Consider the following 22,597-nt stretch of genomic DNA (forward strand, 5'->3'; position numbering starts at 1 on the left):
ACATTAATTAATATATTTTGTTGTTTAAAAGACACTATATAGGTTGAAAATTGTCCTATATAGTGTCTTTTTTAATTATTTATTATATTGAGGTTCTTGTTCTTTTACAAAATCAAGTCTTGATTGAAGTGATTGTTCTACACTATCCATAGTAGTTGCAAGTTGATTAAAGATTTGTTTAGCTTCTTGATTATCAGTATCTAAAGAAAATGTCTTCATATCAGCTGCTAATCCTTTTGCACTAGCTAGTGCAGTTTCAAGTTTAGTTCCTGTTGGCATAATAATTCCTCCTATGCAATTATATTTTTCTAATATATTGTTAGTTATAACTAATTTAAATATTCTATATTAACAGAATGAAATTTTTCCCTTTCTATATTCAAATAATAATTTTTGTAAATTAATGAATTAAAACACTTCATACAGGTTAAAGTAATGCTATAAAGATTTCAATAATAAAGGAGACTTTTATATGAGTGCTATTTCTAAAGTTAAACAAACCTTAGCTACTTTAAAAGGTGCTGAAGGTACTTTAAGAATGTATTATGTTCAGGAACAAAATAAAGAAGCTAAATCTATATACAGTGATGCATTAGAAGAAATAAATAAAATCAACATGGAATTAGACAAAAGAATAGGAGTTATGGAATTTGAAGAACCACAATATAAGGGTAACTAAGTGAGGTGAGGAAATGAATACTTGGTTAATAATACTATTTAAATCTATTTTTTTATTTTTTGTTGCAATAATAATAAGTAAATATATGAAGAGGAAGACAGTAGCTAGATTTACTTCATTTGATTTTATTTCATATTCAGTTGTTGCAATTATAATTTCCTTAATTTCTTTAAATATAATAAGCAACTTTTATTTTGGATTAGTAGCACTAGCTGTTTGGGCATTTATGCCTCTTGCTTTAGATTATGCTGAAATGAAAAGTAAAACAATCTATAACATTTTACATGGTAAAGAAAGAGTTTTAATTAAGAACGGTAAAATCATGGAAGATAATTTATCTAAAGAAAGAATTACAGGACAAGAGTTTTTACAACAAATGCGTTCAAAAAACGCCTTTAATTTAGCAGATGTTGAATTTGCCTTAATGGAATCAAATGGAGATATTAATATAAGTTTAAAGGCTGATAAAAAACCTGTTACTTCATATGATTTGGGTAAAAAACTAGGAACCAAATCTGAACCACAAGCAGTAATTTTAGATGGAAACATTTTAAATGAAGGACTTACCAATGCTGGTTTAAATCAAAGATGGCTAAATACACAATTAGAAATTCAAGGAGTATCTCTTGAAAATGTATTTCTTGGTCAAGTAGATTCCTCTGGAGATTTATACCTTGATCTTTATGATGATATGATACAAGTCCCTAAGGCTCAAATTAAAGAAGTACTTTATGCAAGTATTCAAAAATCAGTATCAGATCTTATGTCTTATTCATTAGATACAGATAACATAGAAGCCAAAACTATGTATTCTAAAAATGCAAAAAAACTAGAAGAAATTTTAGAAAAATTAGAACCACATTTATTACGTTAGAAAGGTTTTAACGGTGAAGCTATGTCAAATATGAAAAAGAAAAAAATGACTACTACCCAGCAAGAATTTGATGCTTTAGTTAAAGGAATAGAACCTAAAAGACCTTTACTTAAAAATTGTATAAGAGCCTTTTTATCTGGAGGTGCTATTTGTACTATAGGACAAATTCTACAATGGATATTTATAAATTATTTTGGTTTTGATGAAAAAACTTCAGTCTCTCCTACATTAGTTGTATTAATATTTGTAGCTGCTTTATTAACTGGTTTTGGAGTTTTTGATCATATAAGTCAATGGGCAGGATGTGGAACTGCAGTACCTATTACTGGTTTTGCTAATTCTATTGCTTCTGCTTCAATGGAGCATAAAAGTGAAGGTCTTGTTCTTGGAGTTGCAGGTAATATGTTTAGACTTGCAGGAGCCATTGTCGTATATGGTGTTATATCTGCTTTTATAGTAGCAACAATTAAAATGACAATAATATGGCTAGGGGGAATGTAAATGCTTAAAGGACATCAATCTTGGATTTTTGAATCAAAACCAACCATAATAGGTTCTGCTACTGTTGGTGGACCCTTTGAAGGAAACGGTGCTTTAGCAGAAGATTTCGATATAATTACTGAAGACTTATGGGTTGGTCAAGATAGCTATGAAAAGGCAGAAAAAGCAATTTTAGAACATGCTTGCCAAAGGGCTATTGAAAAATCAAAGTTAAAAAAAGAAGATATAAATTTTCATTTTAGTGGAGATTTAATGAATCAAATAATATCAAGTAGTTTTGCAGCTAGAACACTTGGAATTCCTTATTTAGGCGTTTTTGGAGCTTGCTCAAGTGCCATGGAAGGTCTAGCATTATCTGCTCAATTAATAAATAGTAAATCAGCAAAATATGTTCTTACATCTGCCAGTAGTCATAATGCTGCTGCAGAAAAACAATTTAGATACCCTACAGATTACGGAGTTCAAAGACCTCCTACAGCACAATGGACAGTAACAGGTGCTGGTGCTGCAGTACTTGCAGAAAAAGGTAATGGGCCCAAAGTAACATCAGCTACTATAGGAAGAGTTATAGATATGGGGATTTCAGACCCATATAATGTTGGGCCTGCAATGGCACCTGCAGCTGTAGATACTATTGAAGCTCATTTTAGAGATTTAAATATAGATGCTACATATTATGACCTTATTGCAACAGGTGATTTAGGAAAGGTTGGACATGAAACTGCAAATGCATTGTTTAAAAAGCATAACATAAATATGCCAATTGATATATTTACAGATTGTGGTCTTTTAATATATAAAACAGAACAGCCAAGTTTTGCAGGTGGAAGTGGATGTGGCTGCTCTGCAACTGTGACTTATGGTCATTTTTTAAATCGGATGCGTAAAGGAGAATTACAAAAAATATTAGTGGTTGCAACGGGTGCTCTCTTCTCTCCTATTTCTTTTCAACAAAAAGAAAGCATACCATGTATTGCCCATGCAGTATCTATAGAAATATAAAAAGGTGTGATATATATGGAAAAATTCATTTTTGCCTTTATTATAGGTGGTATAATTTGTGTAATTGGTCAATTACTAATGGACACCTTAAAAATTACTCCAGCTCATACAACTTGCACATTAGTTGTAATAGGTGCAATTTTAGGAGGACTTGGTTTATATGATCCATTAGTAAAATTTGCAGGAGCAGGAGCCTTTGTTCCAATTAGTAGCTTTGGAAATACTCTTGTAACAGCATCAATAAATGAAGCTAAAGAGTTTGGCTTTATTGGGATTTTTAATGGATTATTAAAAACTGTAAGTTCAGGTGTATCTTCTGCAATAGTCTTTGGATTCTTTACTGCAATGATATTTAAACCAAAAGGATAAAAAGAAGCTAAAATTTAGCTTCTTTTTAAAATAATAATATAAGATCTATTAAAGTATTTGTATATATAATTAGTTCATCATAATTTAATGTATTTGTATTCTCTAAAATTCCATTTAAATTATATTGATAGTCTTTTAAATATTTTAATAAATAAGCTTTGCTATTAGTGTAGCCTACTTGAAATTTATCATTTTCAAGACCATCAATAATATTATCTATTATTTTCTTAGCAGATAAAGCTTTAAGAGAAATAGAATTTAAAAAATCCTCTGAAAAGTTTTCTTTAAATACAATTTTTTCTCTCATTTTTGAAGTGACTTTTCTTAAATTATATATTTCATCATTTAAATCAACGTAATTCTTTTTACCTATTATCTTTTCAATTAATTTTCTATCCAAAACATCCTCCAACAATTACTTTATTATCTTATATGTTAAAGTATAAATCTTTTTAAATTTATTTTCTATATTTAATAAAAAAAGAAAAAGCCTATAAGTAGAATGTTTACAATCTACTCTATAGGCAATAATCTTATTTCTTATAAATTTAATTGTTTCTAAATTTTTTTAGTATTTTTAAACTTCTTCATTCATAATTCCAAGCTTATCAAATATTATAAATGCTAAGTTTAATGCTATTCCAACTACAGCTGCAAGTCCCATTCCTTTTAATTCTATAACACCTAAGCTAACTTTAATTCCACTTAACCCTACCATAAATATTACTGATGTAAGAATTAAGTTTCTTGACTTAGAATAATCAACTTTTTCGTCTATAAATGTTCTAAGACCTGATGTTGCTATAGTACCAAATAGTAATAAACTAACTCCTCCGACTACTGGAGTTGGTATTGTGCTTATTAAAGCTGAAAGCTTACCTGAGAATCCAAGTACTATTGAAATTAACCCTGCACCACATATTACATATACGCTATATACCTTTGTTAATGCCATAACACCTATATTTTCCCCATAAGTAGTAGTTGGAACTGATCCAAATAATCCTGAAATCATAGTTGACAATCCATCCCCTAAAAGAGATCTATGAAGTCCTGGATTCTTAGTTAAATCTTTTCCTACTATACTGCTAGTAACCTTTAAATGTCCAATATGTTCTGCCAAAACTACAAAGGTAGCTGGTAGTATAGTTAAGATAGGTGTAGCTTCGAATTTAGCTAAATGTATTTGTGGAACTGTGAAGAAAGACGCGCTGCCTACAGCACTAAAATCTACAAGACCTACAAAATAAGCTGTTATGTAACCAACAACAACTCCTATTAATATAGGTATTACTTTTAAGAATCCTTTAAGTAATACATTGCACAATATAACTGTACCAAGAGTAACCATTGAGACTATTACCCATGTTGTATTTAGTTCAGGTGAATTACTTCCTCCAACTGGAAATCCTGCCATATCAGCTGCATTTGAAGCAAGTTCTAATCCGATTATAGTTACTATTGCTCCCATTGCTGCTGGTGGAAATAATTTATTAACCCATCCAGTACCTGTATAACCTACTATAATTGCTACTATTGAAAAAACAAGACCTGAAACTACAAAGCCACTTTGTACACTTTGGAAACTATAACCTTCACTGAATAATAAGAAAGTTGGTGCTAGATAAGCAAAGCTTGAACCTAAATAAGCTGGTATGCCTTTTTTTGTAATAAAAGCATAAAGTAATGTACCTATTCCATTAAAGAATAGTACTGTGGTTGGATCAATATTAAATAAGATAGGAACTAAAATAGATGCTCCAAACATTGCAAATAAATGTTGAATGCTTAATGGAATAGCTTTTTTTAGTGGAACCATCTCGTTAACATCTACCACTGACACTTCTTTTTCCGATGTGTTTTTCATAACATTATCCTCCTTCTTAGTTTCTCTGAACTAAATTAAAAGTATTTCTTATGAAATATACCACTTTTTAAAAGAAAATACAATATTATTTACTGATTTAATTGTATAATATTCTGAAAATATAATACTTATACTATTTATTTAATCCACTAAAATCTATAAAATTGGGATTTGGTATGTTTTTTTCTATAATATATTTATTTAAGTTAATCCAACTAATGCAATTATCAAGAATTATAGCATCACTAGTTACTACATTTTCTTTTGATTTTAAAACAGAATCAACATTATCAATATTTTCTACTTCTATTTGAAGTTCTGTATCTTTAAATATCTCTAGAATCTTCATCTTTAATCTGCCAGAGTTAGAAACTGGTTTATCTAAATAAAATACTGTTTTTTCTATTTCATGATCTAATAGAAAATCACCTATTAACTTAATTGCAATTTCTGTTTTATCTATAACTGAATAAGTACCTCTAAGGCCTGCTAAATCTCTTATGGTTTCATCCATAGCTTTAATAATTAATGAGTTAGACAAAACAACTTCTAAGGTTATTATTGTGTTAAATCCATCTATGTGAATTACTTTAGCACCTGAAAAATCATTTACTTCCTTATATTTTCTTGTTTTAATATCATCATTTTTAGAAATTCCTCTTATTAATGCAAGTCTTTGTCTTTCTGATAAAAGATAATGATTACCTATAAATGTTGATGCTCCTTTTATCTTATATCCTCTGTTTAAAAGATATACTAAGTCTTCTGATGCTTTATATAATTTATTTAAGTTATCACCTTTAAATTCTTTTTCGTCTGTTGGTACATATCCTCTTCTTGTTGCTTTAGTCATAATGATTCCATTCTTACTTTTATATTTTTAAACAGTTCTTCTTTTAATATCTTTTTCTTCTTCGTCTCCCTTTTTATCTAAATACTCCGCTTTCGTATCTTGTAATTTCTGCTTTTTTCTATTAGTAAAATAATTTAATACATATAAAAAAAGTAAAAATAAAATTAGAAATTTTATATCTGTCATTATATTTCAACTCCTTTATACATTATTATTTCTAAAATTAATAAAAAAATGTATTAAAATGCAAAAAAGAAGCCCTTATAGGACTTCTATATATAGTTAATTATTTGTATTTGTAATTGGTGTATAAACCCTTGTTGCTAATTCATCATCCATTAAGTAAAGACCTGCTGGATTATCTTCAACCCTTCTTATTCTCTTTACTAATGTATTAAAATTATTTTCTTCTTCAACTTGTTCATCTATAAACCATTTTAATAAACTTATAGTTGAATGTTCTCTTTCTTCATAAGCAATATCAGCTAATTCATATATTTTTTTAGTAACTAATTGTTCATGCTCATAACCTTTTACAAAAACATCAATTACTCCATCAAACTCTCCTTTAGGTTCATCTACTTGCTCTAATTTAACAGTACCATTCTTTTGATATACATAATCATATAACTTCATTGCATGATCTAATTCTTCTTTTGCTTGCACTCTGAAGAAATTAGCAAAACCTGCTAAATCTATAGATTCGCAGTATCCAGCCATAGCAAGATATGTATATGAAGAATAGAATTCAAAATTAATTTGAGCATTTAAACCTTCTAATAATTTTTTACTTAACATATAATATGTACCCTCCTCTGAATAAATTATGTCTCCTTTATATTCTATACTTTTTTTATGTTTTTTCCAATATTACCTTAATATAATTTCTTTAAGATACATTTATTTTTATTACTTATAGATAAATTTACTTTATTATTTCAATAATTTTATAATTAACTATAAATTCAACATTTCTTATTAATGTTTTTTCCACTTTAGCTTTAACTATATTTACTCTTTTATGTTTTAGCTTTAAGCTTTTATAGACTTTATAAGCTTCAATTTCACTTAATCCGCAGTATCCAATATCCTCATCATAACTCTTCATATCTATTATAACTAAAAATTCTACCATATTTCCCCCAAAAAGTTTATTTATAACTTTTATTTAATAATATTATATATTTATTTAAATAGAATTTTCAACTAATATTATACAAAATTATATCTGTTTTATAATTAAATGAATATAATTATTCTTTTCTAATTAACATTAAAAATATAGATTATTTATAAATATAAAATGAACAACATAATATTGACTATAATTCTATTTCAATATTATGTTGTTCATTTATTTAAATTAAAAATATAGCTAATAAAGTAGTAACAACTAGTCCAATTATAACAGGTTTGAAATTTTTCTTGGTAAGTTCAAAAGGATCTACTCCACATATTGCAGCTACTGGTATTACAGCCCAAGGAACTAAAGTTCCTCCACCAACCCATATTCCTGCTAGTTGTCCTAAAGCTGTAAGTGTTGCTATTCCACCACCTAGTGCAGTTGAAAATATTTGTGCAACAGATCCAACAAGTGATATTCCTGAAAAACCAGAACCATCTAATCCTGTTATAGCACCCACAATAGTAAGTGTACTTGCAGATATAGTTGAATTTAAAGGTACTATATTTGCAAGTGCAAGACCTAAATCATTTACTATTCCATGAGAAGCTTCTGGAAGTATATTAGAGAAAATTTCATTAAAGGCGGAATCCCCTAAATAGAAAAAAGCAGCAACAGGTATAACAATACCAAATATTTTAAAGCCAAATTGTAATCCCTTAACAAGATCATCAGTAACTTTATCAAGAGCTTTATTTTTATAGGATATTATAGAGATTAAGCATAAGATAAATACTGCTGTACCACCAATAAGAGCCGTTGCATCTCCACCTTGAAGATTTGCTAAATACATTATTACTATGTCTAAAGCAAAAAGTACTAAAATCAATAAAGCTAATGCTCTTCTTAATTTTTTAGAAGGAATTAACATCTTATTTTCTTTATTTTCTTCTTCTAGGTGAATGTTATATTCAAAGGAAACTTCTTTTGATTTTATATCCTTTCTAAGAAAGTAAAATGCAGCAATAGTAGTTACAACTCCCATAGTTATTGTAAGAGGAATACTAGCAGAAATTACACTTGAAACTGGTATTCCTGCTGCATCAGCTGTAAGCTTTGGAGCTGCTTGAATAATATAGTCGCTTGATAAAGCAATTCCATGTCCAAATAGATTCATAGCCATAGCTACTCCTATAGCTGGGAGACCTGCCTTCTTAGCTAAAGGTAAAAATAAAGCACCTACAAGTGCCACAGCTGGTGATGGCCAGAAAAACCAAGATAATATCATCATAACTATACCAATAACCCAGTAAGCTATCCAATAGTTTTTAATTACTCCCTTAAAAGGAGATACTAGTTCATCATTTATACCAGAATCCATTAAAATACTACTCATAGCAGTTATAACTGAAATAATAAATATAGTAGGCATTAGCTCCTTTGTTGCATAAACAAAGCTATTAAAAATTCCCATAACGCCCTTATAAATTGAATTTGTTCCAATAAGACCTAAGATGAATATACCTAAAATACAAATTAGGGATATATCCTTCTTCTTTACCATAGCCACTATAATAATTATTATAAAAATTAAATAAATATAGTGTAGTGGTGTTAATATTACGTTTATCATGTACTTCTCCACTTTATTAATTACTCTAGTATAAATTATGATAATCATAAGGGAGTAGTTACAGATTATTCGTCAATAAAATACAATTAAAAAGAACAAATACCACTTGTATTTGCTCTTTAATAAATATCTACTTAAAGTTGATTAAGTATTTCAGTTCTTTTTTTCTTATATTCCTCTTCAGTAATTTCACCATTTTTATATTGATTTTCAACAAATTCCAAAAGTGTTTTAAAATCAATTATTTCTGTATTAAGCTTAATATGTGATTTATACTGTTTTACTTTAATATCTTTTTTATTAGTATAATTTGAAAAATATGTTAATAAAACTAATAAAAATACTAATCCAGTATAACCTGTACTTACTAGTGAAACATTTAATCCAGAATAAAATCCATATCTAATATAAAGAGATTGTACGTTCCCTATAAAATAAGCATTTAAAATATTATATACTATTAATATCAATGTAATAATATTTGCTATTTTCACTTTTTTTAAATTATCAATAATAATAAAACCAAGGGCAGCATAACAACCTGCCTCCAAGAAAGATAAAAGACTAAAACTAGAATATATGAAACTAGCTATTATTCCTTTAGCAGCAATTACAAAAAGAGAAATTGGTACTATAATTTCTATATTTTGATAATTATCTTTCAAAATAAAATAAACTCCTATGGCTCCTATAGCAAGTATCTGAATAAGATATAGAAAGTTAACAAAATAAAATCCATCACTTAAAATTATCATTGAGAAAAGAAATGATAGTAGTGATAAGCCTGATGCACTACAAATCAATATTCCCATTAATTTTGTTGATTTTAATGTAATTACTTTTTCATTCATTTTATTCACCACCTTTATTCCTTCATCTTTTCATTATACTCTGCTTCTGTAATAAGTCCGGCTGCAAGTAATTCATCTAATGTTTTTTCTCTTTCTGTTTTTTCTTTATATCCAGAAGCTTGTCTAAGATGTCTAGTATTTAATGATACCTCAGTTGTTCTTTCAATAAGTTCACCAAATCCATATATAAAGAAGCTGCTAACCCAAGAAACAAGTGGACCAAAAATCAAATATATACAACCTAATTTCATATATAAATCTTCAGTTCTATAAGAGCCTTCCTTAGCTTCAATAAATAATATCATTGCAATTAATACTGAAAGAATAATACCAACCCAGCATAGAACTTTTGCAAGTGTTTTGATTTTACCACCAATATTCTCAAACATATTTTCAAACATAATACCCCTCCTAAAAATTCATATTTTACTAATATTATACTATAAAAATATGTTTTTACATATATTTTTGAACTATTTTTAACTTTATTAACTTATTCCTAAGTATTTTTATACTCCATTATATTTATTATTTGTTGTAGCTATTATCATAATAACTTAGAAATTTTAAGAAAACATCCTTTTGCACTCATACTTTGTATACATCCATTATCTTTTAGTAAGTTTTGATAATCATAAGAAGCATATTTTACACCACAATTCTTCTTTATAATAATAAAATTGTGTCTTACTTATATTATTTTCTTCACAAAAATTACTTACCGTTCCTTCATATGAAAAAAATAAATTTATAACTTCATTCCATTTTTCATTGCTAAGCTTTTTACTAACTAGATATTAAATTTTTGACGCTTACTATAATTTATGCTATTATGTTTATATTTAATATACTAATTACGTTAAGTAATAAAAGGTTAATTCCTAGATATCAAGATACATTTTTTATTGAAGATAAAATAGGAATTAATATGATTATAGTAAATAATATATATTTAGTATATTATATAGTGTAATAATTCAAATAAAAACTGGATATGCGTCAACTGTAGTAGATGGATTATTAGTATTAATAGTTATAATAGCTAGTTCTATGCTATTGATTAAATGAGCTATTAATAAGACAAAAAGTATTAAGATCTAAGGCGGTATATAAAATGAATTTATATGTTTTTATCTATGATGGATGTGCTTTATTTGAAGTAATTTTAGCATATTATTTTTTAAAAAATAAATATAATATAAATATGATAAGTATAAATAAAGATTTAGTACAAGTATTTGAAGGCATGACAATAAAATGTGATGAATTTATAAATAAAGTGGAAATAACCGAAAATGATGTTGTTATAATTCCTGGTGGAAATATAGAAATTTTAAAAGATGAAGAATTACTCAAGGAATTTTTAGAATTATGCATTTCTAAAAATTGCAAGATAGGTGCTATTTGTGCTGGTGTAAATTTATTAATAGAAAATAATATAATAAGTACTGAAGATAAAGAAAAATACTCTATAAACAATATAAAAAATGGAGATAGATATGTGTTAGCAAAAGCAAATGAATATGTAGATTTTGCATTAAGTTTAGGTATTATATGTGACATATATAAAGATGTAGATGATTTTGAAGAAACCATTAGATTTTTTAAACAGTTTAAAGAATGTTAACATAGGGTAAGCGTCAAAAAGCCTATGCATAGTAATTAAAAATTTAAAGTGATAAAATAAACTCCAAGTAGGGGCGGTAATGCTTTCTACTTGGAGTTAAAATTTAATATAATTATTTGCTTTTTGATGCTCTTAGTTCTGATAGAAGCTTCTTTAACCACGGCATAATATCTGATAAAATTTCTTTATTATCTATATCTATTTCTGATATCTTATCAAACAATTTCTGTAATAATCTTTTCTATTTTCTCAATCTCTTTTTTAGGATTATCCCACCAGTTCTTACTCCATATTCTTGTTATTTTCCATCCTCTAGATTCAAGATATCTTTGTCTATAAATATCTCTTTCTCTTGCGGATTTTGAGCTATGGAAAGTAGCTCCGTCACATTCTATTCCTAAAATATATTGTGATTTTCTTTCATCATAAATAGCTAAATCAATTCTATAGCCAGATACTCCAACTTGTTTATGGACATTATAGCCTTTTTCAATTAAAGCCTTATAAACTTCTGCTTCAAAATCACTATCAAAACTTTTACTATCATCATATATAATATCTGTATCTAAAATAGTATTTAGTATAGCTTCTGATTCAGTAGTATTACCATTTGATACAGCTCTTACATATTGCAAATACTTCTTAAATAATTTTGGTCCTTTATTTTTACTTGAGTCTACATTAAATTCTTCAGGTTCTATAGATGTTACTACATAAATCTTTTGTTTAGCTCTACTTATAGCAACGTTTAATCTGTTTTCTCCTCCATCTTGTGATAATGATCCAAAGTTAACTGAAACTCTTCCTTTTTCATTTTTAGCATATGCTATACTAAAAATTATAATATCTCTTTCATCACCTTGTACGTTTTCTATATTCTTAACGAATAGACTAACATCTTCATCATTTTCGATTCTATCAATTTCCTTAGTATATAACTCTCTAAATTCTTCATCATACTGAGCTTTATCATCTAGCATCTTTTCTATACATGATTTTTGATTTATATTAAATGTTATTATACCAATAGTTTCATTGTTTTTTCTATTCTTTAAAATACTTTGAACTAATTCTGCAATTTTCTTTGCTTCTTCTTCATTAGATTTATTTTCCCATTTACCATCAACTATGATTCTTTCTATAGCCTTATAATCATGAGAAGTATTTAAATTAGGAGCAATTTTTAATCTTCCACCATAAAAAGCATAATTTGAAAAGTTGATTAACTCTAAATATCTTGATCTATAATGATAAGTTAAATAAACACTATCATAATTAACTTTTGCTAAATCTAATAAGCTTTCTTCTTCTAATGCTGCAGAGGATTCCTCTTCTAAATCTTCATCTTCTTCATCTACATATCTATTTTTAAATAATCCATTTGGTCTAAGTTGTTTATCATCTCCAGCTACTACAACTTGTTTCCCTCTAAAAATTGACGGTATAGCACTTTCTATATACATTTGTGAAGCTTCATCAAATATTACAATATCAAATAAACCTTTAGTTAATGGTAAAACTTCTGATACAGTTTCTGGACTTAATAAAAAGCATGGGAAAACATCTAAAATCATATTACTATAAGTTTCAAAATATTTTCTTATAGGCCATAATGCTCTCTTCTTATTAGCTTGCCTTTTAAACTCTTTAAATCCAGAAATATTATTTATAGCTAATATCTTGCCATCCCACTTACTTAAAATTAATTTTCTAACATTTTGTCTCTTACTCTCCATTTCCTTATTTATTAAAGCTATATTTTCTTCAAAAGAAGTCAATAATTTTAATGCTTCAGAAACACTTGAATCCTTTTCTAGAGTAAGGATATGGTTTAATGTAATAAACTCTAATAAGTTATTAATTCTCTCTTTCATTAAATTTATATCTTCACTAAGAGAATAATTTAATATTTTTAGTTTCAAATCATTTAAATTCTTTATTAATATTAAGTCATTCTTATACTTTTCACTTAAATCTAAAGCTTCTTTTATCTCATTAACATAGCTATTTAGGTCATTTCCATTTAAAAGTCTTTGTATAAATAAATCATAAACTTTTTCATTTAAAGAAGTCTTTATAATCTCCATATCTTTAAACAAATTATTTATATCTTTAGTTATAGTTTTAACTTCATTTATAAGGGCTTCCTTATTAGCTTCAAATTTATTATTATTTTCTATTTCTATCTTCTTATTTTTTGAATAATTGATCCAATAAGATATGCTCCACCATCTATTATCATTTAATTTATTTAATAAATGACCATTTTTTGAATTATTAATATTAACTGCTATATCTTCAACCTTTTTGTCATTTAAATAATAATCATTTAACTTATATTCATTCATTATTTTCTTATATAAGTCCATATCCTCTGTGTATTTTTCAATAATAGTTTTTAAAGATATATTTATGCCTTGAAGATTATCAGCAAGATCTTCTTTATCAATAAAATTCATTTTTACATCTATATCATCAATAAATTCATTTTTACCATTAAGTTTTGTATATGTTATAAAGCTTTGGATAGTATCATCATTTATTTGAGATATATTTTCCTTAAGGTTAAAGTAAGTTTCATTATTAAAATCATTTTTCTTCCTAAATCTAAGATATTCTTCATATCTTGGATCTTCTTTTGATGTAATATGCTTAGTTTCTTCATACATTTCTTGAAGAGATAATCCAAACTCTCTTTTACTATATAAAACATCAGCTATTTTTTCTAAATCTAAGATTTTATTATCTATATAATTGGAGTTATTTAATATATAGTTTTCAAAATTTTCATTTGATATCTCTACAGTTTCTAATGAATTAGCTACTATTGAGTAAAACTTCTTTTTATCAGAATTTATATCATGTATTAAAATAGCTTTCTTGTTTAATAATCCTAATCTATTATAAATAACATCTAGTGCAGCTTTCTTTTGAGAAACCATTAAAACTCTTTTATCCTTAGATAATGCATCACCTATTATATTTACTATAGTTTCAGACTTTCCTGTTCCTGGTGGTCCATAAATAACTAAATTATTTGATTTATTAACCATATTAACAGCACTTTCTTGGCTATAATCAAGTTTAGAAATCAAATTAATATCTCTTTCCTTAAAAACTAATTTTGAATCTTCTTCACTTAATCTATCACCTTCATAATTAGTATTTAATAATCTTTCAAGTATATCTATATCAATATCACTTTTAAGTAATTCATCATAATCATTATAAATAGAATTAGCTATAGAAAATTGTCCTATAATCATATTGTTAGAAACTTTTAAATATCCTAAATCATACTTTGGTAATGTTGTATTTGTGTATTCTATAAATTTTTCAATTTCAGAATCCTTATAATCAATATATACCTTTTCCTCTTCTAATTTTTTTAATATATTCTCAATAAAGTTTTCATCTAATTTATCATACTCTGTTTCTATATTATCTAAGTTAACTCCATTAAACTTAGATATTGCAAGTAATAAAACTTTATTTAAAAATATGTTACTTTCACTAATATTTTCAATATCAAAGGCATCACCTTTTTTATTAAATCTTATTGGGAAAAGGAATAAAGGTGACTTTATAAAAGTATCGTCTTTTAGTTTGCCTTCTATAAATGGATATCCTATGTATAATTCATATCTACCTGTTTCTTTATAAACATCATTGATTTCCTTATCTAGAGATTTTAAAGAAACTAAATAAGAAATTATTTTATTCTTAATATTTTCTAATTCACTTAGAAGATTTTCTTCCTTTTTATTTATGTTTTCTTTAACTACTTTAAGTTTAGCTTCCTTTTCAGCCTCTTCAATTTCAAGACTTTCAATACCTTCTGTTTGTTTTATTAACTCTTCTTTGATAGATCTTTGTATTTCTCTTCTTTTCTCATTATAAAAACTAGTATAGTCAGGCAAAAGCTTTAATTTATTTTCCTTATTTAAAATTATATATTCTTTTACTTCATTACAAATATCTTTATTAATAGTTGTAATGTTATATATATCAAAAGCTCTCTTTTTAGGTAATTTCTTAGTAACTAAAGCTCTATTTCTACCATTTAAATTTATTAATCTATCTTTGTACTTTTCTAAAATTTCATTCAAATCTTTCACTCCTAAATAATGCTTAATATGCTCGAAATTTATTATATCACTAAAAATCAATTTATACTTTTACTTGTATGAATAATATATTATTTTATACAAGTATTTTTATATTTCAATAAATAGAATAACATCTAGACATTGAATTTATAAATTCAAATATTATATAAACACTCGCTCTAAAAAATATGTTATAGTTCCTAGTAAATTCTCGATATGCTATAATTTTCTTATATCTCCATCAAATTCAAATATTGTTATAGTTCCTAGTAAATTCTCGATATGCTATAATATTGTATAATAGTTTAGTTGAAAGACTAGAGTTATAGTTCCTAGTAAATTCTCGATATGCTATAATTAACTTCTCAATTCTTCTTTTATAGTCAGCGTTATAGTTCCTAGTAAATTCTCGATATGCTATAATTAACTATAGTAGATACTCTTAAGCTTAATAGTTATAGTTCCTAGTAAATTCTCGATATGCTATAATATTAGCCTATTGTTCTACCATTGAACTATAGTTATAGTTCCTAGTAAATTCTCGATATGCTATAATTAATGCTGATGTATATAAAGACACTCACGTGTTATAGTTCCTAGTAAATTCTCGATATGCTATAATCTTGTACATTTGTTTTGCTTCTTCTGTTAAGTTATAGTTCCTAGTAAATTCTCGATATGCTATAATATAGGAAGAAAAGGGTGTACCAATTGTTTAGTTATAGTTCCTAGTAAATTCTCGATATGCTATAATATAGCAGGGAAATTATCCACTACTTTAGGAGTTATAGTTCCTAGTAAATTCTCGATATGCTATAATATAGGAAGAAAAGGGTGTACCAATTGTTTAGTTATAGTTCCTAGTAAATTCTCGATATGCTATAATTGTAAACTATTAGTATAGTTATTAATGAGTGTTATAGTTCCTAGTAAATTCTCGATATGCTATAATACAATAACAGAAATGGAAATAACAAGAATGGTTATAGTTCCTAGTAAATTCTCGATATGCTATAATATAGACCTAATTATGAATTGATATTCTTGCGTTATAGTTCCTAGTAAATTCTCGATATGCTATAATATAACATTATATGATATTATATAATCAAGGGTTATAGTTCCTAGTAAATTCTCGATATGCTATAATTTAATCTTTAATGTTATTAACATTTTATGAGTTATAGTTCCTAGTAAATTCTCGATATGCTATAATGGTTATTGCTATGGCAGGAGATAAAGTAATGTTATAGTTCCTAGTAAATTCTCGATATGCTATAATTCCCATAATGATTTCTATTCTGTTCTATTGGTTATAGTTCCTAGTAAATTCTCGATATGCTATAATTACTCTTTTCTCTCCTAAATCTAAAATAGGTTATAGTTCCTAGTAAATTCTCGATATGCTATAATACCAAAGTTGATTTCAAATATAAAGACATAGTTATAGTTCCTAGTAAATTCTCGATATGCTATAATTTCAAATACATATCACAGTAAGTAACTCCTGTTATAGTTCCTAGTAAATTCTCGATATGCTATAATTACTCTTTTCTCTCCTAAGTCTAAAATAGTGTTATAGTTCCTAGTAAATTCTCGATATGCTATAATTTTAACTCCTTCTACTTCTACTTCTTCAAAGTTATAGTTCCTAGTAAATTCTCGATATGCTATAATGCTATCATATTCCTCTCTTCAATATTAACTGTTATAGTTCCTAGTAAATTCTCGATATGCTATAATCCTTATCCTCAGAAAGCTTAAACTTCTTTGTTATAGTTCCTAGTAAATTCTCGATATGCTATAATTATAACTATTGAAGGTGGTGGGGTTTATAGGTTATAGTTCCTAGTAAATTCTCGATATGCTATAATGATATCCGTTGCCACTATCAACACTCATATGTTATAGTTCCTAGTAAATTCTCGATATGCTATAATAGTGATCCATACACTGTATCAGTATCTTCAGTTATAGTTCCTAGTAAATTCTCGATATGCTATAATAAAGATTAAAGAATTAATTAATAAGTGGAAGTTATAGTTCCTAGTAAATTCTCGATATGCTATAATAACAATTAATATCAATACTACCTTTGAAGTGTTATAGTTCCTAGTAAATTCTCGATATGCTATAATAATAAAGTATAAATACAGTTCAATAATTAAGTTATAGTTCCTAGTAAATTCTCGATATGCTATAATCAAACGGGTATGGGTATTTAACTTATCAAGTTATAGTTCCTAGTAAATTCTCGATATGCTATAATTAGAGCTTTCATTCCATCAATAGCCTTTCTGTTATAGTTCCTAGTAAATTCTCGATATGCTATAATATATCATTTCCACAATACTATTATACTTTAGTTATAGTTCCTAGTAAATTCTCGATATGCTATAATATCAATAGTGAAACCCATTGAAAACACTAGCTTTCAATGGGCTTTTACTATTTAAAAAACGTTCAATTGTCCCGAATTTATTTGTTTTTCTTGCTTTTTTGGTGAGCCTACAAGAAATTTCATTTCTGAATATTGCTTTTCTGTAATTTGTAAATACCTAACTGATCCTTTATGTGGGATATTTTTTTTTAGCCTACTTATATGTTTATTGGTTCCATCTATTCCATTACATATTCTAGAGTAAACAGAATATTGTAGCATTATATAACCATCATTTAATAAAAATCTTCTAAAATTTTGATATTCTTTTCTATCTTCTTTTTTAACAACAGGTAAATCAAAGAAAACTAATAATCTCATAAATCTATTACTCATAATAATGATATTCTAAATCTTTTATTTCTGGTAATTTTATTAGTCTATAATCCTTTTTACTACATGCTGTTGTATAAGATGCTACCATTTTATCTATTGCGTTTAAAATTGAATGATTTTTATTATCTATAATACAATCACAGTTTATTAAATCTACTAATGCTATTCTATTTTCTTTAGTTAACTCATCATCTATATTTATATTTTTATAAACCCATAAGTCTACTATAGGTCTAAAAGGCTCCATAAAATCATCTGCTAAATTATAAGAGTTAAGTTCATTACTGTGAAATACACCTAAAGTAGTATTAAAACCATACATAGCTAAGGATCTTGCTACTGCACTTCTAACTATTGTGTATCCATAATTTAATGCAGAATTTATTCCATTTATCTCATTTCTATTGAATTTTTTACCAAACAAAACTTTAAAATAATATTTAGCACCTATTGCTTCTCTATTTCCTTTATCTCCACTTTCCACATCTTCTGATAACTTATATAAAAATTTATAACCATCATTATTAGAAATTTCTAAACATAAACCTTGATTTTTAAGTTTTTGCTTTATTATGCTTTGCCAAATTCTTTTACTAAAAGCAGCACTTTGCGAAAGCTGATTTTTAAGAACCTTATAAGATCTATAATGAATATTTAATGGCAAAACTATTGATGATGGCAAATGCTTATCATCGCATATTATAGTAGCTACACTATATTGACTTAATTTACTAATAAGCTTTGCTGTAAGTTTAACTGCTGACGATTCAATTAATAATACTGATATATCCTCAACTGGAATTTGAAAGTTATCTTCATTAGTTATAATTAAATTATTATTTTTCAACGATAAACTTGCTGGATTTGATATAATTATGCTTCTAAAACTCATTTATTTACCACTCTTAAGCTTGTAGTATCTTCCCAAAACATCTACTTCATATTTATTTATTTCTTGAACTCCAGCTTTTATTCCTATTCCTCTATATCTTTCAGAATTATCATGATTTTCAATAGTTAATGCAGCAGTAGATCTATCAAACGAATCATAATATCCAAAGTAACCCTCTTTTTTCTTATATTTAATTTCAATCAAATCATTTTTATAAACAGAAAACTTAAACTTATAGCTTTCATCCATATAAATCCATTCATCTTCTGTCTTAGCTGCTACTGATGCTTTTTTAGGAATATTAGCATTTAATAATTGATATCTATATACTGGAACACAATAAAACTTTTGCTCTTTTTCATATATATCAATTCTTACCATTCCTTCTTTTGCAACAGAGCCTTCATTTAAACTTATTGCATCTTTTATTTTAAAAGGTTCTTTAGATTTAACTTTTATACTTCTCACAACTGGTCCTAATTTTCCATCTTTAGTTGGTTTCCTAAATTCCGTTTCAAAAGCTTTTTTAGCATTCCAATCAAATTCTTCTAATTTATTTTTAATTGCATCATATAACTTTCTATCACTATTATAATTATAGATATTTTCAAAGTCTTTTTTACTTAAATCAGTTAAATTTTTCTTTGCTACAAAACCTTCTTCAGTAAAATCTTTCTTTGAATATATTGTTTCTTTAAAAAGTTTACCTCCAATTTTTCTAAATGGCATCCTTGAAACAAATATTGGTCTAACTGTCTTTTCTATAAAGTCTTCATCATAAGATTTTATAGGTGATTTTTTTAACTCTTCTTTTGGATTATCACTTAATCTCATAATTAATTCTTCACTAAATCCAATCCATGGTCTTGGTAACTTATCTTTAAGTAAATATTTATAATCTTCTAATTTAACAATTTCTCCAGTTTCTATATCTACAAATTCATCATTTACTCTTATATATTTTAATTCATTTGCTTTACTATATTTTGATATTTCATTTACCATTCCTTGAGTTGCTACTGCTACTACTGTTGCATCTAATGCGTGGTGCTTATCTCCATCTCCCCTTACCTTAATAAGGCCCCATTTAGCTCTTAAATATGCTGTTGCTCTACCATTTATATTTATTACTTTTCTCTTTGATTCACTTTCTTTAAATAATAATCTATTATCTATAAAGTTTGAAATATATCTACATATATATTTAGTGTCTTGAAGATTTCTTGCCTTCCACTCTTTTTGTTCTTCTTCGGAAAATTTCTTTTTAATTAAATTACTTTTCTTTTTATAACTTAATCTACTTGAATTAACCCATATTTCAAATCGATTCCATCTTCCTTCATCAGACCCAAAATACTCATATGGAGTTCTATTGCTTTTTAATCGATTTTCTGATCCAAGAACTAAAATTTTATTATTAAAGCTATCATCAAAGCTTCTACTAAAAGGAATAATATGATCTATTTCGCAATATCCTACCTCAAATAACTTTTCTATATATATTTTTTGTTGAGTGTAAGCACATTCACTATTTTGATCTATCCAAAGTTTATATTTTAAAACTTCACTTCCTGTTGGCTCTTTACCAGTTAATGTCCTTAACTCATCCCTTATTTTATCATTTTTAGATCTATTTTCTTTTTGCTCTTTTTCTATTTGTTTTCTATCTTTAAAGTTCTTAGCCAATTCCCTAGCTAACTCTATATTTATTCCTACTGGTGAACCATACCTATCAATAACAGCATTAATCACTTTTCTAGTTTGAGCTAATGCTCTGTTAACTACAGGGTTAACAATTTCATCAATATCTATCACTGGTAGCTTATAAGATTTTTCACCATTATATATAGCTTTAAAGTCATATCCTGCTTTTTCACAAGCTTCATTATACATATACCCCTGCTTTACAAATGGCAGTATTCTTTCTAATGCTTCAATAGACAAATTACTAAACTTACTAAATGTTATGTCACTTACAACATCTATAACTTCACTTGGTGCACATCTTTTATTTAATTGATAAATAATATCTTCTTCTGTTTTAGCTATACTTAATACATAAGCTATATCATTTAAAAGTTTTCTATTATCTTTTATTAATTTCCAATACTCTTTACTAATGCCATGCTCTACTGCTTTTCTTATTTCATGATATCCATTCATTGAAATAAATTTTGTATTTTCTGTTTTAGAATTATCATTATTATAAGTTAAAGTAGAAAACTTATCTTTTTCATCTAAGTTCAATAATTTTCTTGCTGCTGAATACTTAACTTCTTTTTTCTTATAAGCTTCGTCAATAATTATATTTCTCTCTTCTTCTGTTAATTTCCTTTTATGACCATTATTAATAATAGAAACTCTATTTAAATTATCATATAGAACAAACTCTTCTGAAGATATAGAATGTTTAGGTGCTCTTTTATACTTTTTATCTTTTTCAAATGTACAAAACCCAATCAACTTTTCTAAATCTTCAAATTTTGAAAAAGGTCTTTGTGAATTAAATATTTCTAAATATCTATCTTCAATTTCATCACTTGCATATTTATTACCTAATTTTCTTTGACTTTCAAATATTTTATGTATTTCTTCTCTTATCATATCCCTTGAAACACAATTTTTATATTTTCCAAATTTGTTTCTTAAAGGTGTATAATTATCTTCATCTAAAGTTGCCTCTTTATAAATATATTCACCAATAGTTCTATATCCAAGTTCATTCATTCTTTCTTCATTAGCCTTAATACTAGTTAAAATTTCTCCTGATTCTTTATCAGCTGTATCTATTTTTCTATTAGATTTAAATCCTCTTCTTTTGCATAAATTAATCAAAACCTTTGAAAATTCTTCATTAGTTAATAATCTGTCTAAACCTTCAACTCTTGCTATCCAAACATTGGTGTCATTTCTTAAAAATAAGTTATCCAGTTCATCTTTAGTTAAGAGATTTTCATTTAGTATTAATTTTCTTACTCTCTCAACTCTATAAGCTTTTCTTCTTAATAATTTTCTTCTCCCTCTTGCTAATCTTCTAGGAAGAGCTAAAGAAGATCCATCTTTAGGATTTTCAGCTGCATTAAATATTCTAACTCCTAAGTCTTCTATTCTTTGCTTGTCTAAGTTTATTACTGACCAGCCAACTGAAGTTATTCCAATATCAAGCCCCAACCTATAATTGATATTTTGATTCAAATTTATACACCTCACATTTCCTTTATACAAAAAGATACCCCTAAGCTCTACTGAACCTAGGGGATACTTTACGGCTTATTGCCTTGTTATAGTAACTAGTTAAACTCTCGATATGCTATATATTTACCTAGTTCCTGTCATTATATTACTATAATATACACATTTTGTCAACATTTATTGTTTTAAAATTCAAATAATTTTATTTATAAACAATTATTTATATTTGGATATCTTTTATTAAATTTT

Annotated in this window: 20 protein-coding genes and 1 CRISPR repeat array; of the genes, 6 read left to right on the forward strand and 14 right to left on the reverse strand. The window is 26.5% G+C overall.

The window, feature by feature from the left end:
- Nucleotides 1-75: 75 nt before the first annotated feature.
- Nucleotides 76-279, reverse strand: a complete 204-nt coding sequence (locus tag ACQRD5_RS05745) for a DUF1657 domain-containing protein (RefSeq protein ID WP_291625896.1) — start codon at nucleotides 277-279, stop codon at nucleotides 76-78.
- Nucleotides 280-472: 193 nt separating this feature from the next.
- Here ACQRD5_RS05745 and ACQRD5_RS05750 point away from each other — a divergent pair, with 193 nt between their 5' ends.
- Genes ACQRD5_RS05750 through spoVAE form a run of 5 tightly spaced genes read left to right on the forward strand, consistent with a single transcriptional unit; the run spans nucleotide 473 to nucleotide 3,425 of the window.
- Nucleotides 473-679, forward strand: coding sequence for a DUF1657 domain-containing protein (locus ACQRD5_RS05750; protein WP_294189457.1), 207 nt, complete (start codon nucleotides 473-475; stop codon nucleotides 677-679).
- Nucleotides 680-692: 13 nt separating this feature from the next.
- Complete coding sequence (locus ACQRD5_RS05755) at nucleotides 693-1,553, forward strand: DUF421 domain-containing protein (RefSeq protein ID WP_321129497.1); 861 nt, start codon at nucleotides 693-695, stop codon at nucleotides 1,551-1,553.
- Nucleotides 1,554-1,574: 21 nt separating this feature from the next.
- Nucleotides 1,575-2,054, forward strand: a complete 480-nt coding sequence (spoVAC, locus tag ACQRD5_RS05760) for a stage V sporulation protein AC (protein ID WP_294362312.1) — start codon at nucleotides 1,575-1,577, stop codon at nucleotides 2,052-2,054.
- Complete coding sequence (spoVAD, locus tag ACQRD5_RS05765) at nucleotides 2,055-3,056, forward strand: stage V sporulation protein AD (protein WP_427746592.1); 1,002 nt, start codon at nucleotides 2,055-2,057, stop codon at nucleotides 3,054-3,056.
- Between the two features lie 15 nt (nucleotides 3,057-3,071).
- Nucleotides 3,072-3,425, forward strand: a complete 354-nt coding sequence (gene spoVAE / locus ACQRD5_RS05770; RefSeq protein ID WP_294362320.1) for a stage V sporulation protein AE — start codon at nucleotides 3,072-3,074, stop codon at nucleotides 3,423-3,425.
- A 25-nt stretch (nucleotides 3,426-3,450) separates the two neighbouring features.
- On the opposite strand, the gene ACQRD5_RS05775 is transcribed toward spoVAE, so the two are convergent.
- The 9 genes from ACQRD5_RS05775 to ACQRD5_RS05815 all read right to left on the reverse strand — a co-directional run bounded on the left by ACQRD5_RS05775 (nucleotide 3,451) and on the right by ACQRD5_RS05815 (nucleotide 10,153).
- Nucleotides 3,451-3,825, reverse strand: coding sequence for a hypothetical protein (locus ACQRD5_RS05775; protein ID WP_294362323.1), 375 nt, complete (start codon nucleotides 3,823-3,825; stop codon nucleotides 3,451-3,453).
- A 177-nt stretch (nucleotides 3,826-4,002) separates the two neighbouring features.
- Nucleotides 4,003-5,292, reverse strand: a complete 1,290-nt coding sequence (gene uraA, locus ACQRD5_RS05780; protein ID WP_427746593.1) for a uracil permease — start codon at nucleotides 5,290-5,292, stop codon at nucleotides 4,003-4,005.
- Nucleotides 5,293-5,425: 133 nt separating this feature from the next.
- Entirely contained in the window at nucleotides 5,426-6,145 is a 720-nt protein-coding gene (locus ACQRD5_RS05785) for a DUF434 domain-containing protein (protein WP_294166985.1), read from the reverse strand.
- A 27-nt stretch (nucleotides 6,146-6,172) separates the two neighbouring features.
- Nucleotides 6,173-6,331 (reverse strand): hypothetical protein, encoded by a 159-nt coding sequence (locus tag ACQRD5_RS05790; RefSeq protein ID WP_294189466.1) that lies wholly within the window; start codon nucleotides 6,329-6,331, stop codon nucleotides 6,173-6,175.
- Between the two features lie 96 nt (nucleotides 6,332-6,427).
- On the reverse strand, nucleotides 6,428-6,943 hold the full coding sequence (locus ACQRD5_RS05795) for a ferritin (RefSeq protein WP_308780803.1): 516 nt from the start codon (nucleotides 6,941-6,943) through the stop codon (nucleotides 6,428-6,430).
- Between the two features lie 127 nt (nucleotides 6,944-7,070).
- Entirely contained in the window at nucleotides 7,071-7,280 is a 210-nt protein-coding gene (locus tag ACQRD5_RS05800) for a hypothetical protein (RefSeq protein WP_294362334.1), read from the reverse strand.
- Nucleotides 7,281-7,503: 223 nt separating this feature from the next.
- Complete coding sequence (locus tag ACQRD5_RS05805) at nucleotides 7,504-8,901, reverse strand: hypothetical protein (RefSeq protein ID WP_321129494.1); 1,398 nt, start codon at nucleotides 8,899-8,901, stop codon at nucleotides 7,504-7,506.
- Between the two features lie 134 nt (nucleotides 8,902-9,035).
- Nucleotides 9,036-9,752, reverse strand: coding sequence for an SHOCT domain-containing protein (locus ACQRD5_RS05810; RefSeq protein ID WP_427746594.1), 717 nt, complete (start codon nucleotides 9,750-9,752; stop codon nucleotides 9,036-9,038).
- Nucleotides 9,753-9,766: 14 nt separating this feature from the next.
- On the reverse strand, nucleotides 9,767-10,153 hold the full coding sequence (locus ACQRD5_RS05815; protein ID WP_427746595.1) for an SHOCT domain-containing protein: 387 nt from the start codon (nucleotides 10,151-10,153) through the stop codon (nucleotides 9,767-9,769).
- 713 nt (nucleotides 10,154-10,866) lie between these two features.
- On the opposite strand from ACQRD5_RS05815, the gene ACQRD5_RS05820 reads away from it, so the two are divergent.
- The gene (locus tag ACQRD5_RS05820) at nucleotides 10,867-11,379 is read left to right on the forward strand and encodes a DJ-1/PfpI family protein (protein ID WP_427746596.1); all 513 of its coding nucleotides are present in this window, start codon (nucleotides 10,867-10,869) and stop codon (nucleotides 11,377-11,379) included.
- A gap of 215 nt (nucleotides 11,380-11,594) precedes the next feature.
- Here ACQRD5_RS05820 and ACQRD5_RS05825 read toward each other — a convergent pair whose 3' ends face one another.
- From ACQRD5_RS05825 to cas9, 4 genes are all read right to left on the reverse strand, one after another.
- Nucleotides 11,595-15,488 carry an AAA domain-containing protein gene (locus ACQRD5_RS05825; RefSeq protein ID WP_427746597.1) on the reverse strand — a complete coding sequence of 1,298 codons (3,894 nt, stop codon included), beginning with the start codon at nucleotides 15,486-15,488 and terminating at the stop codon, nucleotides 11,595-11,597.
- 190 nt (nucleotides 15,489-15,678) lie between these two features.
- Nucleotides 15,679-17,889: a CRISPR direct-repeat array (repeat unit 36 nt; unit sequence GTTATAGTTCCTAGTAAATTCTCGATATGCTATAAT).
- Between the two features lie 51 nt (nucleotides 17,890-17,940).
- Nucleotides 17,941-18,249: a CRISPR-associated endonuclease Cas2 gene (cas2, locus tag ACQRD5_RS05830; protein ID WP_427746598.1), complete on the reverse strand. Its 309-nt coding sequence runs from the start codon at nucleotides 18,247-18,249 to the stop codon at nucleotides 17,941-17,943.
- 7 nt (nucleotides 18,250-18,256) lie between these two features.
- On the reverse strand, nucleotides 18,257-19,156 hold the full coding sequence (gene cas1, locus ACQRD5_RS05835; RefSeq protein WP_427746599.1) for a type II CRISPR-associated endonuclease Cas1: 900 nt from the start codon (nucleotides 19,154-19,156) through the stop codon (nucleotides 18,257-18,259).
- Nucleotides 19,157-22,351 carry a type II CRISPR RNA-guided endonuclease Cas9 gene (gene cas9 / locus ACQRD5_RS05840; RefSeq protein ID WP_427746600.1) on the reverse strand — a complete coding sequence of 1,065 codons (3,195 nt, stop codon included), beginning with the start codon at nucleotides 22,349-22,351 and terminating at the stop codon, nucleotides 19,157-19,159.
- Nucleotides 22,352-22,597 lie beyond the last annotated feature (246 nt).

This window comes from Clostridium sp. SGI.024 (assembly GCF_050315195.1).
Classification (GTDB): domain Bacteria; phylum Bacillota; class Clostridia; order Clostridiales; family Clostridiaceae; genus Clostridium.